Origin of the sequence: Streptomyces graminilatus (assembly GCF_001418565.1) — a bacterium.
Lineage (GTDB): Bacteria > Actinomycetota > Actinomycetes > Streptomycetales > Streptomycetaceae > Streptomyces > Streptomyces graminilatus.
Genome location: NZ_LIQQ01000368.1, coordinates 1 through 14,626, shown reverse-complemented (window position 1 = coordinate 14,626; position 14,626 = coordinate 1). Strand labels below are relative to the sequence as shown.

Annotated in this window: 9 protein-coding genes and 2 pseudogenes; 7 read left to right on the top strand and 4 right to left on the bottom strand. The window is 69.3% G+C overall.

What is annotated here, in order from left to right:
* The 4 genes and pseudogenes from AOK08_RS29065 to AOK08_RS29050 form a co-directional block, all read left to right on the top strand.
* Window positions 1–1,420, top strand: a pseudogene (locus AOK08_RS29065) (hypothetical protein); the annotation flags it as partial.
* On the top strand, window positions 1,417–3,378 hold the full coding sequence (locus tag AOK08_RS29060; RefSeq protein WP_157876851.1) for a hypothetical protein: 1,962 nt from the start codon (window positions 1,417–1,419) through the stop codon (window positions 3,376–3,378). The pseudogene AOK08_RS29065 and the gene AOK08_RS29060, both read left to right, overlap by 4 nt.
* A 132-nt stretch (window positions 3,379–3,510) precedes the next feature.
* Window positions 3,511–4,857 carry a lipase family protein gene (locus AOK08_RS29055; protein WP_055531540.1) on the top strand — a complete coding sequence of 449 codons (1,347 nt, stop codon included), beginning with the start codon at window positions 3,511–3,513 and terminating at the stop codon, window positions 4,855–4,857.
* 162 nt (window positions 4,858–5,019) lie between these two features.
* Window positions 5,020–5,235, top strand: coding sequence for a hypothetical protein (locus tag AOK08_RS29050; RefSeq protein WP_055531539.1), 216 nt, complete (start codon window positions 5,020–5,022; stop codon window positions 5,233–5,235).
* 105 nt (window positions 5,236–5,340) lie between these two features.
* Here the strand turns inward: AOK08_RS29050 and AOK08_RS29045 are convergent, their stop codons facing one another.
* Entirely contained in the window at window positions 5,341–5,775 is a 435-nt protein-coding gene (locus AOK08_RS29045; RefSeq protein WP_055531537.1) for an NUDIX domain-containing protein, read from the bottom strand.
* A 275-nt stretch (window positions 5,776–6,050) separates the two neighbouring features.
* Here AOK08_RS29045 and AOK08_RS29040 point away from each other — a divergent pair, with 275 nt between their 5' ends.
* Entirely contained in the window at window positions 6,051–6,416 is a 366-nt protein-coding gene (locus AOK08_RS29040; protein WP_055531535.1) for a hypothetical protein, read from the top strand.
* A 470-nt stretch (window positions 6,417–6,886) separates the two neighbouring features.
* Here the strand turns inward: AOK08_RS29040 and AOK08_RS29035 are convergent, their stop codons facing one another.
* Window positions 6,887–8,686 carry a lysyl oxidase family protein gene (locus tag AOK08_RS29035; RefSeq protein ID WP_241827129.1) on the bottom strand — a complete coding sequence of 600 codons (1,800 nt, stop codon included), beginning with the start codon at window positions 8,684–8,686 and terminating at the stop codon, window positions 6,887–6,889.
* A gap of 190 nt (window positions 8,687–8,876) precedes the next feature.
* Window positions 8,877–10,625: a sigma factor gene (locus tag AOK08_RS48510; protein ID WP_055531549.1), complete on the bottom strand. Its 1,749-nt coding sequence runs from the start codon at window positions 10,623–10,625 to the stop codon at window positions 8,877–8,879.
* Window positions 10,626–10,831: 206 nt separating this feature from the next.
* Here AOK08_RS48510 and AOK08_RS29025 point away from each other — a divergent pair, with 206 nt between their 5' ends.
* Complete coding sequence (locus AOK08_RS29025) at window positions 10,832–11,245, top strand: SsgA family sporulation/cell division regulator (RefSeq protein ID WP_055531533.1); 414 nt, start codon at window positions 10,832–10,834, stop codon at window positions 11,243–11,245.
* Between the two features lie 139 nt (window positions 11,246–11,384).
* On the opposite strand, the gene AOK08_RS29020 is transcribed toward AOK08_RS29025, so the two are convergent.
* Window positions 11,385–12,341 carry an ABC transporter substrate-binding protein gene (locus AOK08_RS29020; RefSeq protein WP_055531531.1) on the bottom strand — a complete coding sequence of 319 codons (957 nt, stop codon included), beginning with the start codon at window positions 12,339–12,341 and terminating at the stop codon, window positions 11,385–11,387.
* A 404-nt stretch (window positions 12,342–12,745) separates the two neighbouring features.
* Between AOK08_RS29020 and AOK08_RS29015 the strand changes: the two are divergent.
* Window positions 12,746–14,482, top strand: a pseudogene (locus AOK08_RS29015) (HAMP domain-containing protein); the annotation flags it as partial.
* Window positions 14,483–14,626: the final 144 nt, after the last annotated feature.

Below are 14,626 nucleotides of genomic sequence, written 5' to 3'. Positions count from 1 at the left end.
CCCGACCCCGGCCCAGCTCCTCGATCTCCTGTCCCCGGGAACGTCCCGCCGCACCACTCTCACCCCACCCCCCGAGGACACCCGCGAGGACCGGGCCGTGTTCGAACAGGCGCTGCGCGCCAAACGCCAGGCACCGGTGTCCCCTTCCGCCGTGGGCGCGGGGCTGGGCGAGAGCGAGGTGCTCTGCCCGTACTGCCTGGAGACCATCCAGCTCGACCTGGGCGCGCTGTACGTCACCGACAGCAGGATGCAGTACCAGCCCCTGGACCTCGCGGGCATCGGCAAACTGCGCCGCCAGGACGTCATGCGGGGCGCGGTCCAGAAGTGCCTGGCCGACCCGGAATTCCCGGAGCACTTCATCCCCGTCCCCTACCTCACCCACGGCCGCCCGCTGACGGTCGCGATGGTCGGCCAGTCCTCCACCGGCAAGAGCCATCTGCTGACCCAGATGATCGCCGAGATCACCGACGGCGGCCTCGAACCGTTCGGCCTCTCCTGGCAGTCCGTCAACCCCGAGCAGCACGCCAGGTTCGTACGGGACCGGGTGCAGCCCCTGCGCAACGGCCGCGTCCTGGACCACACGAGCGCCCTGGGCATGCACGGCTTCGCCCGCTTCGTGGAGTCCCTCCTCATCACCGACGCCCATGGGCAGGTGCGTCCGGTCGCCTTCTTCGACCTGGGCGGCGAGGACCTCGTACGGACGGACGCGGCCCTTCAGTTCCTGCTCGGGGTGGACGCCCTGGTCTTCGTCGTCGACCCCGTACTGGCGCTGCCGCTGCCGCAGTTGGACCACGCGAGGGAACGCGGGGGCGTCGAGGTGAACCGGGACGGCGACCTCGCCTTCGCGACGGTCCTGGACCGGCTCCCGAAGACGGGCCCGTACCTGGAGGTGGCGGCCACGATGGTGCTGGCCAAGGCGGACCTGCTGCGCTTCAGATCCCCGGTCGACCGCTGGCTGGGCCACGGGCCCCTCACCGCCCTCGACCCCGCCCTCGTACGCGAGGAGAGCCAGGACGTCCACGCGTTCCTGCGCCGGCACGCGGGCCAGGCCTGGCTGCGCCCCTTCGACGCGATCCGCCGCTGCACCCTGCACGTCGCGTCGGCCACCGGCGGCCAGGAGGACCAGGGCCGCTATCCGGCGGGCGCGGCCCCCCGCCGCGTACTGGAACCGCTGCTGTCCCTGCTGGCGATGCAGGGCCTGATCGACGTCCCGGGCGGCCCGGACGCCTACGCGCGCGGCGAGGCCCCGGCCTGGGAGGCGGTACCGCCGGACGCCCAGGACAAGGGCGAGTACGGCGAGTACGGAAACCACGCGGGCAACGGGGTCCACAGGGAGTACGGCGTACCCGGGGCACGCGGAGCCGGGGGCCCGGGGCGGGAACACGACCGGAGCCGGGAACGGGGAGGAGCGGAGAAGTGAGCGAATTCCAGGAGATGTCCAGCTCGGCACCACCAGTGCCGTCGGCGTCCGTGCCATCGACATCCGAGGTGCACCAGTTCGTCTTCCGGTGGGAGGGCAACCAGGGCCGTCAGGTCACCGGCATGAAGGCGGTCGCCCACTCCACCTCCCCGGAACGGGCCGATCAACTGGGCCGGGAACTGGGCCCGTTGCTGTGGGTGTCGGGTCCGGGCGCGGCCCGCCCGAGCGTCGTACGCACCCTGTCCCGCGACGGCGACGTCCTGCTCGTCCGGCGCTGGCCCACCATGGACCGCACCGGCCGCCCCAGCACGATCAGCCATGTCCTGATGGGCGCCCCCGGCACCCTGAAAACACGCCAGTGCCTGGGGCTCGCGTACGGCGGCTGGGGCAGCCGGGAGAACGCGGAGCGGGCCACGGGCCAGCAGCCGATGGTCGACTGCGCCCACCTCGACACGTACGCGCGACAGCGCCTGCCAAGAATGCGGGACCGCCTGGACAGCGTGCGGCACGCGCTGATCCTGACCACGGCGGAGTGGCTGCGGGATCCGGCCCAGCGGCTGTCCCTGCTGGTGGAGGAGGAGAAGCTCTCCGGCTGGCCGGACCAGGACGAGGCCCCACTGGTCTACCTGGGCCTGTTCCTCCTCTTCCACGACTGGCCCGGCCACGAATGGACGTTCGCGACCTACGACACGGTCGACACCCACCCGCTGCGCCTGACGTCCGTCCCCCGCTGGGAACTGGACACGGGCGGCTCGGGCCCGCTGGCCAGGGTGATGGGCCACACGACGACGAACCCCCGCTTCGAACACCAGGCGGCGGCCCGCCTGGTGGAACACCTCCTCGCCCACAGGGAGGCCCGTCCGGGCGTACCCCAGTTGACGAAGGAGCTGAGCGCCGGCGCGACGATGGACTGGGACAGAAGAAAAGACCTGCTCCAGCAAATCCTCAAACCGGACCACAGACCCACAGCCACCCCCCGACCACCCGCACCACAACACCAACCACCACCCCAACCACCACACCAGCCACAACAACAACCACCACGGCACCAGCAACTGCAACAGCAGCAATTGCAACAGCCGTACCGCGCAACGCCGTACGAGGAACCCCGGACCGCATACGCGAACCAGCACCCCCAACACCACCAGCCGCAACCGCAGGCACAGCCACAACCACAACCACAACCACTTCACGTGGATCACCAACCCCACACGGACGAGCAGCGCCACGCGGACCGCCTGCTCCACGAGAAGCTGCGAGGTCATGAGCGCGGGATCCAGGTCCAACACAGCACCCTGGTAGCGCAGTTGCAGAAGGCGTCCGACGACGCGCTGCTGCGCGAACTCCAGTCCGCCGAACTACCGCCGGACTCGGTCGAGTTGCTGCTGTACGAACTGGGAAAGCCCTGGCGCGTCAAGTCCCGCCCGCTGGAGATGCGAAGCGCCCTGTGCACGCAGATACTGCGCAACCACCTGTATCTGACACCGCCTCCGCACGCACAGGGGCATGCGCAGACCGGGGAATCCATGTCGGGCACGGCCCTGGCGAGCCGGGCGGCCCACCTCTTCTCCTGGGCAGTCGCACCGCTGGCCGGCGACGAGACCCACCTGACCGACCTGCGCGAACTGCTCTACACCATGGTCCGGGCCCCTCACCCCGTCTGGAGCAGCTGGCTCTCGCAGACCCTCGTTTCCCCGCCGACCGGCGAGGCCCCCGACCTGCCGCCGACGATCTGGCAGCAGATCCTGCGCGACGCGCTGACCCGCCCCACCGGACCGCAGCCGACGGTAACCCTGCCCCCACTACCCACCACCGCCCCGGACGCCCCGGCCACCACGCCCCGAACACCGCCCATGTCACGCCTCAACGAGCTGACGAGCAACGCGGGTTGTGTGATCGGGGCATGCGTGACGGTGATCATCGTCGTACTGATCACGATCGTGGCGATAGCCACATGAGGGAACCCGCTCCCCTCAATTAGACGGAGAGTCAAGTTACCCAACCGTAATCTCCCGACTGCTACCCGAGGTAACCGACCGGTGGGTACGGTCCTGGCGAACCACTCGACGGGGAGAAACCGGAGGTTCGCCATGCCCGCACGCAGACGGCTCCTGGCCGCGGCGATCACCGCTGCGACCTGCCTGGCCGCCCAGGCACTCTCGTACGCGACAGCCACGGCCTCGACCGCCTCCCCCACGGAGACGGTCGTGTCCCGGGGAGTACAGATCCCGGCCTTCTACACACCACCAACCACCCTCCCCACCACCACCCCCAACGGCACGGTGATCCGCGCTGAACCGCTCCCCCTGGCCCTCTCCCTCCCCACTCTCGACGGCCCGCTGCCCGGCCGGGCAACCCGCCTGATGTACAAGTCCACGGACTCGAACGGCGCCCCGGTCGCGGTCACCGGCGCGTACATCGAACCGACGGCGACCTGGAAGGGAGGCAGTGCGCGCCCGTTGGTCGCGGTGGCCCCGGGCACGATGGGCCAGGGCGACCAGTGCGCGGCGTCCATGGGCCTGGAGCACCCCCTGTCCCTCAACGGCCGTACGGTGTCGGTCGGTTACGAGGACGTGGCGATCTACCGCCTCCTGGCGACGGGCGCGGCGGTGGTCGTCACGGACTACGCGGGCCTAGGAGCGACGGACCGCCTCCACACATACGTCAACCGTCTGGACGAGGCCCACGCGGTACTGGACGCGATACGAGCCGCCCGCTCACTCCCCGGCACGTCGGTGACGCCGACGTCCCGGGTGGGCCTGTTCGGCTACAGCCAGGGCGGCGGGGCAACGGCGGCGGCAGCGGAACTCCAGCCCGACTACGCCCCCGACATCACCCTCGCGGGCACCTACGCGGGCGCCCCACCGGCCGACCTGACCGAGGTCACGAAGGCGATAGACGGCAGCGAACTGGCAGGTTCACTCGCCTGGTCGCTCAACGGCTTCCTCCAGTCGGACCCCGCCCTGAAACCGATCGCGGAGGCCCACCTGAACGCGCGGGGCAAGGCGGCACTGACCGACCTGTCGACGATGTGCGTGGGCGACGCGCTGCTGGGCTACGCCTACACGAAGAGCACGAAGTGGACGACGGACGGCAAGTCCCTGTCCGACATCGTGGCGTCCACCCCGGCCCTCCAGTCCTTCCTGGACACCCAGCGCATAGGCACGCTCACCCCACCAAGCCCGATCCGCATAGCAACGGGCGTCAACGACAACCTGGTCCCCCACCCCCAGGCCCGCCAACTCGCGGCGGACTGGTGCGAGAAGGGCGCGAACATCACGTACCGACCGGTACTCGTACCGAACGTGATCAGCCCCCTCCTGAACCACGTCACCCCACTCCTGGCGGACCAGGGAAACGCGGTGAGCTGGCTCAAGGCCCGCTTGTCGGGCGTACCGGCAACCTCGAACTGCGGGACGCTGCCTCTCCTGCCCTGAACGGACGGACGAACACGACAACCGGCGGCCGAGGTCGGCGCAGGAGCTACAGCCCCTGGGCCAACCTCGGCCGCCACCACGCCGGTCATCTGGGCGGATCACGTTCCGAAGGCCGAACACTGATTCCTGGTGGAACAAGCAAACGCCTGCCAAGATCAGCTCATGAACGAGTCTTCGACTTTCGCGAGACTGAGCAGGGGCCTCGACTGGGCGGGCCTGCTCCCGGCCACCATCGTGCTCGGAGTGGGCATCAGGGACTATCGGGACGGCGGATCCGTGGGGTGGCCGATCGGCGGCGCACTGATACTCCTGGGCGGCCTCTGGGCGATCTACCGGGGGAGGCGGCGCCAGGGATTGAAGGACGGCAACGCGGAGTAAAGCACCGGGTCATGGTGCAGGGGATCAAGCGTTACGGGTTCCGGTACGAGGCCCCCTGCCGATCTCCGGAACGGCAGCAGTCCACGACGCCCCCTTCTGAGGCAATCAGGCACCCCAACTCCCGACATGCTCCCGCAGACAGTCGTCGAGTTCGGGCGGCTGGAGTTCGAGCGCTCTCACTGCCGACGCGTCCAACGCGACTCGTACCGGCGAGAAGTCGCCGATATCCGGGTCATCGAGTTCGGGGCCGCTACGGCGGTCCAGGTCCATGTCCAGCACATGGGCGCGAAAGAAGTGCTGTACGACGGTGACCTTTTCTCCCGGTTCGGTCACGGTCAGGAACTCGGTCGCGGGGCCGATTGTGGCGCCGATCTCCTCCATCACCTCTCGGCGCAGAGCCGCTTCAAGGTCGGCGTCGTCAGCTTCGACGCCCCCGCCGACGGTCGTGTAATAGGAGCCTCCGCCGGGCCATCCCCGGCGCAGGAACACCAGTTGACCGTCATCGACCAGAACCGCACGAACGTTGTGACGGACCTTCATACGCACGACGATAGTGCGCCCCTCCCGCCCGCGAGGCCGAACCGAGCAGACCGGAAGACGGAAAGGGAAGGGGGAAGGAGGACGGGGGAAGGAGGAAGGGGGAAGGGACGGCACGAGTACGCTGCGGCAGAATACGGGCGTGACCCGTGGCGTCATCGCCGCCATCGACCCGGCTGAATGCGGTCACCGAGAACACTGAAACGCGGCGCCACCACCCGGCGGCACACCGCCCAAGAGGCCTGCGCGTCGCGGGCCCAGCCCGTATTGTTTCCCGCATGTTCGAGACGATCCGCTGGCGCTGTCACGTACACGCGAACGACCGCCGCAGTGCCGAGCGGGTCGCCGGGCGGCTTGCCGATCTGCTGGATCGCCCCGCCGAGATCGAGAGCTACGAGCGGTACTGCAAGTTCCCCGAGCTGGCCGTGTTGCAACTGGTCTCTCCGCTCGGGTGCCCCACTCCGGAGCGTGCGCTGATGACCGTCCTGGAGAACGCGTGGAAGATCGCGACGCCATGGAGCCTCGGAGGTCAAGGGGCGGGCCCCCACCACGAGTTCGAGGGCATCGCGGCTGTCAGCGTCGGCGCGCGCTTCAGCGTCCCGGGCATCGAGCGGATGGAGTTCCACGTCACCGACCGGCCGTGACGTGGACGTCTGACCGTGCTCCCGCTGCCCGCGAACCCGCCGACCGACGTGGGCGGTTCTGGGCCTGGGGACGGGTTCGGCGGCCCCTGGCCTACCTCACCGACTCGGGAGATGTGACGGTCAAGTGGCCTCGGGTCGCCACCTTTCCGCTTTCCGTCATCTCCACCGAGAGTCCCGCCCGCGTGGATCCCCGTGCGGACGGTGGTCAGTACACGGAGGTGTGGCACCTGTCGAAGCCGGCGGCGGCAAGGTCCCCACGGGGACGTACCGCTGGAAGCTGACCGCGCGGGCCGCCGACCACGCCGGACAGTCCGCGACCGTGGCGGGTTCGGTGGCCGTGCGGTCACAGGCCGGGCGCGCTCCGCGCGAACGCCCGGGTGACCGCACCTCCGAGGGAGCACTACATCCCCAACTCCCCCTCGGAGGCACGGAACTTGACCCCGATCGACTACACCGCGACTACCTCGCGGCTACTTCGCGTCGATCAGGTCGTGCGGCGGAACCGTCACCGTGCGCGCGCCCTCGGTGCCGCCGAGGATCACCTTGCGCAGGGCGACGTTGTTGTTGAGGTTGGTCTCCTTGAGGCGCTTCGCCGGGTTGGCGATGACCTCGATGTAGTACGTGCCGTTCGGGAGGCCGGTGACGTCGAAGGACTGGCCCGGACGGTACTGGGTGTACGTGTCGCCGGAGCCGACGTCCAGGACCTCGCGCACCGAGAGGGCGCTCTTCTCACCGCAGGCGGTCGACAGGTCGGTGTTCCTGGGGTGCCAGTTGGCGTTCTTCACCGTCATGTCGATCGCGTCGGTGTTGGCCAGGCAGAACGCCTCCTTGCCGCTGCGCACCTCCTTGGTCTTGTCGGCGCTCAGCAGGCGGTAGCTCGCGAAGTCCGTGAAGTGCCAGTGCTCGTGGCCGATCCGCGGGTCCCACTCCATGGTGCCGGTGGGCGTGTAGCCGACCTGCTTGCCGTTCGCGTCGTAGAAGTACTGGTAGGCGTCCATCAGGTCCTTGCCCCGCTGGCGGAAGCCGTCCACGACCAGCGGCGACGGGCCGGCGTTCCAGACGTTCGCGCTGAACGCCAGGTAGTCCTTGCCCGCTACGTCCCCGTCCTCGCCGTCCGTGATGGCGATGTCCCACGCCGGCAGTGAACGCAGGTCCGGCTTCGGCACGTTGGCCGGTACGCCCGCCCTGCCGGTAGGCCGCTGGCCGGCGGCCTTCAGCGCGGGTGCGACGCGTGAACCGTCGGTGTGGCCGACGCCGTCGCCGAGGTGGTGTGCCGTACCCAGGTCGATGAGCGCGTTGGGGAAGGCCGGGATGGTGGGCATGTCCGCGCCACGCCCGCCGGGCCCGTGCGACGAGTGCATGGCGGAGGGCTGGGCCCCGGGGGCTCCATGCGCTCCGTGGGCGCCGTGGCCCCCTCCGTGGGCGGAGGAGTGTGCGGAGCGGCCGACTCCGCCGCCCTCCGGGTCCTCGCCGCCATTGGTCCCCTTCACCACCGACACCTTGATGTTCAGCTGGTCATTGGGCATACCGAACAGGTCGCGGTACTTCTTGGCGACCGACACCTTGGCCGTGTACTCGCCGATCGGCAGGTCCAGCGAGTCGCGTTCGTCGTACGAACTGACGTTTGACGCCCAGCCCTTCTCGACGCCCCACACCCCGCCCAGCGTGAACGGGTTCCAGGAGCAGCCCTCGGGGAAGTGCGAGGTCGACGGGCCATCCGGGCGGATACGTCCGGAGGCGCTGTTCGGGCAGAACGTGCTCTTGCTCTTCCCGACCTCCACACCGGCCGCGTTCTTGTACGACACGTCCAGGAAGCCGGACAGGCCCTGGAAGTCCTTCACCAGGCCGGCGGGCAGCTTCTTGACCTCCGCCTTTGTGCCCTTGCGGATGATCTGCTCGGCGACCACCGGGTCGTTGTAGGACTTCCGGGTCGCCTTGAACTCAAGGGCCATGTCGTCGACCGTGATGTACGTGCCGAGGTCGACATAGACGCCGGTCGAGTCGTCGAAGCGTTCGGTCGTCACGGAGTCGAGCGCGCTCACGAGGCGGAGCTTCGGCTTCGTGGGCGCGGCGGCCGGAGCGGCCCCGGCACCGGGCGCCGAGGCGGCCACCGACACCACGACGGCCAACGCGGCCCCCGCCGCGAGCGCCGAGTGCTTCATACGGTTGGAGCCGCGCCGACTGTCGCTGTCGCCGGCGGTACTGGTGCTGGTGCTGGTGCTGGTGCTGGTAGTGACGCTGCTGGTGGTGCTGGGCTCTTGAGTGGTCATCGGTTCCTCGTCTGCCAGTGCCATGGTCAAGTGGCATCGGACTGCACACAACGCCCGACAGGCCGGCCTGAGTACGGACGCGCCCCAACGCGCCCAGGCCGGACCTGTGAGCAATCTGTGAGACAGGGGAAGTCGTGTTCAGGTTGCTCGGCGAGGAAAATTTCCACCAAAAGCGGTTCGAACGATTGCCCTACCCGCAGCCGCCACCGGGGTCGGGAACCGGAACCGGAACCTCCCCAACTGGATCGGGATCCACGGGAGTTGGCGTGACCGGGGAAGGGTCCGGAGCAGGAGGAGGAGTGGGAGTGGGCTCCGGATCCGGGACGGGCACGGGAGGAACAGGGGCGGGATCCACGGGAGTTGGGGTGACCGGGTACGGGTCGGGCGCCGGCTCGGGAGGAGTGGGATCCACCGGAGCAGCAGGAGGCACCACAACCGGAGGCACCGGAACCGTGGGCTCCACCACAGGCGGCTCCACAACGGGCGGTTCGACCACCGGAGGCACCACGACCGGAGGCTCCGAAACCGGCGGATCCACAACCGGGGGATCCACAACCGGTGGATACACCACAGGCGGCTCGACAACCGGAGGCTCCACCACCGGCGGCTCCACAACAGGCGGCTCCGGAGGCACAGGTGGCCCAGGTGTCACGCCCACCGGCGGCACCGGCTCCTTGACCGGAGGTCTCGGTGCCGGGGGCTCCGGCTCGGTCGGCGCACCGGGAGCATGCCCAGGCCGCACAGGCGGCGCGGGCGCCACAGACGTACCGGCGCCCACGCCAGTCCCCGTACCCGTACCCGTACCGACCCTCACCCCCGTACGCGCACCCGCACCCGCACCAACACCACTGCCACGCACCCGAGTTACCGCAGACCCCACAGCGATCCGCACCTCCGGAGGAGCCGGTGCCGGAGTCGATGTCGACGTCGGTGCCACCGGGCCGTCCGCCAGCGGGACCCGGGACCGGTCCTGCGGTGCGAGCTGTGGAGAGGTGAGCGCGATGGTGATCGCGACGGCCGTCGCCGCCGCCCCCGCGCTCAGCGCGAGCGCCTTGGGCACCTTCGCGCCGCCGGCCACGGCATGACGTACCGCGTGCGCCGCGTGCAGCGCGCCACCGCCGTGTCCGGCCGCGGCGGAGGCCGCCGTGAGCGACAGCAGGTACTTCCCCGTGCCGCCCACGAGCAGCACCAGCAGGGCCGGGCCGACGAGCGCGGGCAGGCGGTCGTTCGTACGCATCAGCAAAGCGAGTCGGTGGCGGCAGTCGTCGCAGGTGTCCGTGTGAGCGAGGATCTGGTCGGACTGGCGCCGGGTCGCGGTGCCGCGTACGTACGCGGGCATGCGGACCCAGTACGGCTGGCAGGCCGTGTTGCCGGGGACGCCGGGCTGCTCGCGCAGGAAGGCCTGGCGCATGCCCTCACGGGCACGGTGGAGGAGTACCGCCGTCGCGCCCTCCTTCGTACCGGTGCCGATCTGCGGGCCGATCGCCGCCAGGGGCTGGCCCTCCGCCTCCGCCAGCCACAGGGCCTTGACCCAGCGGTCGGGGAGCTGGCCCAGTACGCGCACCAACAGGTCGACGGAGGAGACCTGTTCGGCGGGGTCCTCCGTGTGACGGCTCTGGGAGATCACCCGTTCCGCGCGTTCCGGCCCGCCTCGCGGATCACACGGGTCCTGCGGATCGTGCGGGGTCTCGCGCGCCGGGCCGCTGCCCGCGGTGGTGGCGGCCAGGTGCCGGACCGTCGTCATCAGATAGGCGGGCACGTTGTCGATCTCGTGCCCCGCCGACAGGCGTCGCCATACACGGAAGTGCGCCTCGGCCACCAGGTCCTCCGCGGCCCAGCCGCATTTGGTGAGCGAACGCGCGTACGCGACCAGACGCGGCTGCTGCTCCTCGTAGATGCGCGCGTACGCGTCCGTCGCGGAGGCTGAGTTGTCAATCATGGGCAGGAACACTCCAGTTACCTGCGGATGGAACATCGTCGATTGAGTTTGTAAGGCTAGAGGACAAAAATCTCAGCCAATTACAGAAGGTGGTGCACGTCACATGACGTAACTCCGGTATTGGCGTAATACCCGGGCACCACGGGAGGTCGAGAAGGCAGCTCGGCACAGCCGGCCCTAGGCCCCACCCGGACGGGAAGACGATCATGTACAGAATCCTGGAGCAGTCCGCGCGCGCTCGACTGATAACCCCTGGTTACCAGGAGTTGCCGCTCATCGTCACCCTGCGCTACGACTCCACCGATCCGCTCGCGGTCCAGATCGTCTTCCCCCGCGAGGTGTCGGCCGACGGAGAGGCGGTGACGTGGGCCTTCTGCCGGACCCTTCTCGAAGAGGGGCTGGACAGCCCGACGGGGATCGGCGAGGTCCATCTGTGGCCGTGCGGGCCGATCCACACGGTCGTGGAACTCCACTCGCCGCACGGGCTGGCCGTGGTCCGCTTCCGCAAGGCGCAGCTCCAGCGCTTCCTCAACCGCTCGTACGGGATCGTCGCGCCCGGCACGGAGAATCTGGCGCCGGCCGTCGAACGCGGCCTCACCCTGCTGCTGGGCTGGGTCTGAACCCGAGCCCGAGCCCGAACCCGAGCCCACGGGACATCCCCGGCGCGCGCACGACGAAGGCCGCACCCGTGTTAACTGTGAACACGGATGCGGCCCCGGCGAATTCGCGGAGCGGAACGCCGAAACGCCGACCGTCAGGTCAGCCGAGGCCGGCCGACTTGAGCCAGGCCTGGGCGACGTCCAGCGGGTCCTTGCTCTCCAACTGGACCTGGGTGTCCAGGTCCAGCAGCGTCTTCGTGTCGAGCTTGGCGGAGACGGCGTTGAGCGCGGCGATGCCCTCCGGCGTGAGCGCGCTCTTGTAGACGAGCGGTGTCACGTTCGCGAATCCGAAGAGGTTCTTCGGGTCCTGGAGGACGACGAACTTCTCCTTGGCGATGGTCGGGTCCGTGGTGAAGATGTCCGCGGCCTGCACGGTGTTCTTCTTCAGCGCGGCCTGGGTGAGCGGGCCGCCCGCGTCGAGGGCCTTGAAGGACTTGAACTTCAGCCCGTACACCGACTCCAGGCCGGGCATGCCCTGCTGGCGGGTCTGGAACTCGGGCGAGCCGCCGAGGACCAGGTCCGGCGCGGCGTCCTTGAGGTCGGCGAGCGTGGAGGTCGCGGTCAGGTTGTACTGCTTCGCGGTCGCCGCGTTGACGGTGACGGAGTCCTTGTTCTCGGCGGGCGACGACTCCAGCAGCGTGAGCTTGGAGTCGACCTTGGCCTTCGCCGCCGCGTTCACACCCGCGAGCGAGGTCTGCTCGGCCTTCGCGTCCAGGTAGGCCAGCAGCGAGCCGTTGTACTCCGGCAGGACGCTGATGGAACCGTTCTTGAGGAGTCCGTACGTGGTCTCGCGGCTGCCGATGTTGGGCTTGTAGGACACCTTGATGCCCTTGGCCTTCAGGGCCTCGCCGTAGATGTCGGCGAGCAGGATGCTCTCGGCGAAGTTGTTGGAGCCGACGACGACGGTGTCACCGCCCGCCTTGTCACCGGCCAGCGGGTCGGTCTTGTCGTCGGACGAGGAGCATCCCGCCAGCAGGACCGTCGCCGCCGCGAGGGCGACGGCCGCCGCGCCGGGGTGGTTCCTGAGGGACCTGCTGCTGTGGGCGTTGGTAGTCACGGTTCCCGTTCCGGCCAAGAGGGTTGATGAGATCGCGCATAACACTGACCTGATCCAATCCAGCCACTTCTTGATCAGTCAAGGGAATCCGGGTAACCAATTGACTTCGATCCGTGATCAATTGTGCATGGACCGGAAGAGTGCGGTGCGTACGCCATGGAAGGCCTCCAACAGGCCTCCGCATACCGCTTCGTAATGGATTCTTGACTTAGGGCGACGTACTACCCCCTTGGAAGAGGGGATAGTCTCGCCGGAGTTGGCGTCCGCCTCAGCAGTCGGCGGGGGCCAGAGCGGTGCGCGGAGGCCGCTCCCTTGTCGTTCATATTCGGACACATGCGCGCGGAAAGCGGCATGAGTGCGAACCCCCCATGCACTCCCGCACACACCTTCTCGAAGGAGGCCCGGTGTCCACGAAAGAGGTGGACGCGTCCCCCAGACCGGCATCCTCGGCAGCGCCCTACGCGCGCCAGGGCCTGCGGGGTTTCGCCGACCGATGGCCCTTCCGGCGCAAGCTCAACGTGCTCGTCGGTATCCCGCTGACGGTGATCGCGCTGCTGCTGGCGTACCTCATCGTCGACCTGGTGCGGGAGTCCAACCACGCGGAGGACGCCGCCCAACTGGTGCGCGACAGCGCCCAGGTCGCCCAGCTCGTCGCCCGGCTCCAGGAAGAACACCAGCAGGCCATCCTGCTCTCCGTACGGCACGAGGCCGCCGTCGACAGGGGCGCCCCCTCCACCGACAGCTACCGGCAGGCACAGGCCGCGGTGGATACGCAGGTGCAAAGGGTGGTCGACGCCTTCGACGACCGGCTGCCCGACAGCGAGGTGCAGGCGCTCAAGGACGTCCAGGGCCTCACCGGCCTGCGGTCCACCATCGAGCAGGGCTATCTGCCCGCCACCAACATCGACCCGGCGTACTCCGGCGCGGCCGACGGCCTCATCGACGGCCTCGGCCTCGACAGCAACCCCGACCTCGCGACCACCTTCACCGGCAACCTCCTCGACTCGCTGCTGCGCGCCGACGTGGCCCACGGCGCGTACGAGACCGGCGTGTTCTCCGCGGGGACCGGCGACAGCAACGCGCTCATCGAGTTCACCGGCTCCGTCAGCTCCCACGGGCTGTTCGCCTACCAGGCCGAGCGGTTCGCCCGGTTCGCGAGTGAGGCGCAGGCCGACGAGTTCGGCGGCATCGAGCACAACGCCTCCGAGGCCACGATCGGCCAGAACTTCGCCGAACTGGCCGTGGATCCCAGCGCGTTGCAGGCCGAGTCCAAGGCCCAGATCGGTGCGGCCTTCCGGGCGGCCATCGCCTCCTACCCCGAGTTCAGCGCGCAGGCCGAGACCCGGCTGAAGATCACCTCGTCGCTCATCGACCAGATCGCCGACCGCGCCGACGAGACCGCCACGGACGCCCAGTGGCGCGCTGCCCTGCTGCTGACCCTGGCGCTGCTCAGCTTCGCCCTGTGGATCGCCTTCTCCATTCTGGTGCGCCGTTCCGTGGTCCGCCCGGTGATGGCGCTGACGGGCGCCGCCCAGGAGGTCGCCGACGTGGCGGGCCGCGAACTGGCCCGCGTCGCCGACGACGACGCCGAGGAGTCCGGCTCCCCGCGGCTGCGCCAGCTGCCGGTCACCGCGGACGACGAGATCGGTGAACTCGCCGAGGCGTTCAACAACGTGCAGACCACCGCGGCGGCGCTGCTGGAACGCCAGGTGCTCAGCCGGCGCAACGTCGCCGAGATGTTCGGCAACGTCGGCCGCCGCGTCAGTAACCTGACAACCCGTCAGCTCGCGCTGATCGACGCGGTGGAGCGCGGCGAGACCGACCCGGCCCTGCTCGAACGCCTCTACTCCATCGACCACATCGCGGTCCGCCTGCGCCGCAACGCCGACAGCCTGATGCTGCTGGCCGGCATCCGCGAGACCGTGCTGGACTCCGGTCCGATCGCGCTCACCAACGTCGTACGTGCCGCGCTGGGCCAGATCGAGGGCTTCCAGCGGGTACGGCTGCGGGCCGCGACCGAGGCCATGGTCGAACCCGAGATCATCGGCGACCTGACGCTGATGATCGCCGAACTCCTCGAGAACGCCGTGTCGTTCTCGCCCGCCGACAGCACCGTCGAGGTGGTGGTCGGCGCCGACCACNNGCTCGGCCTGTTCGTGGTCGGTGCGCTGGCCCGCCGCTGGGACATCGACGTCAACCTGTCCCGTACCCCGGGCGGCGGTGTGACCGCCGAGGTGCTGATCCCGTCGACACTGCTCCTGACGGCGAGCGAACTGGAGGCGGCG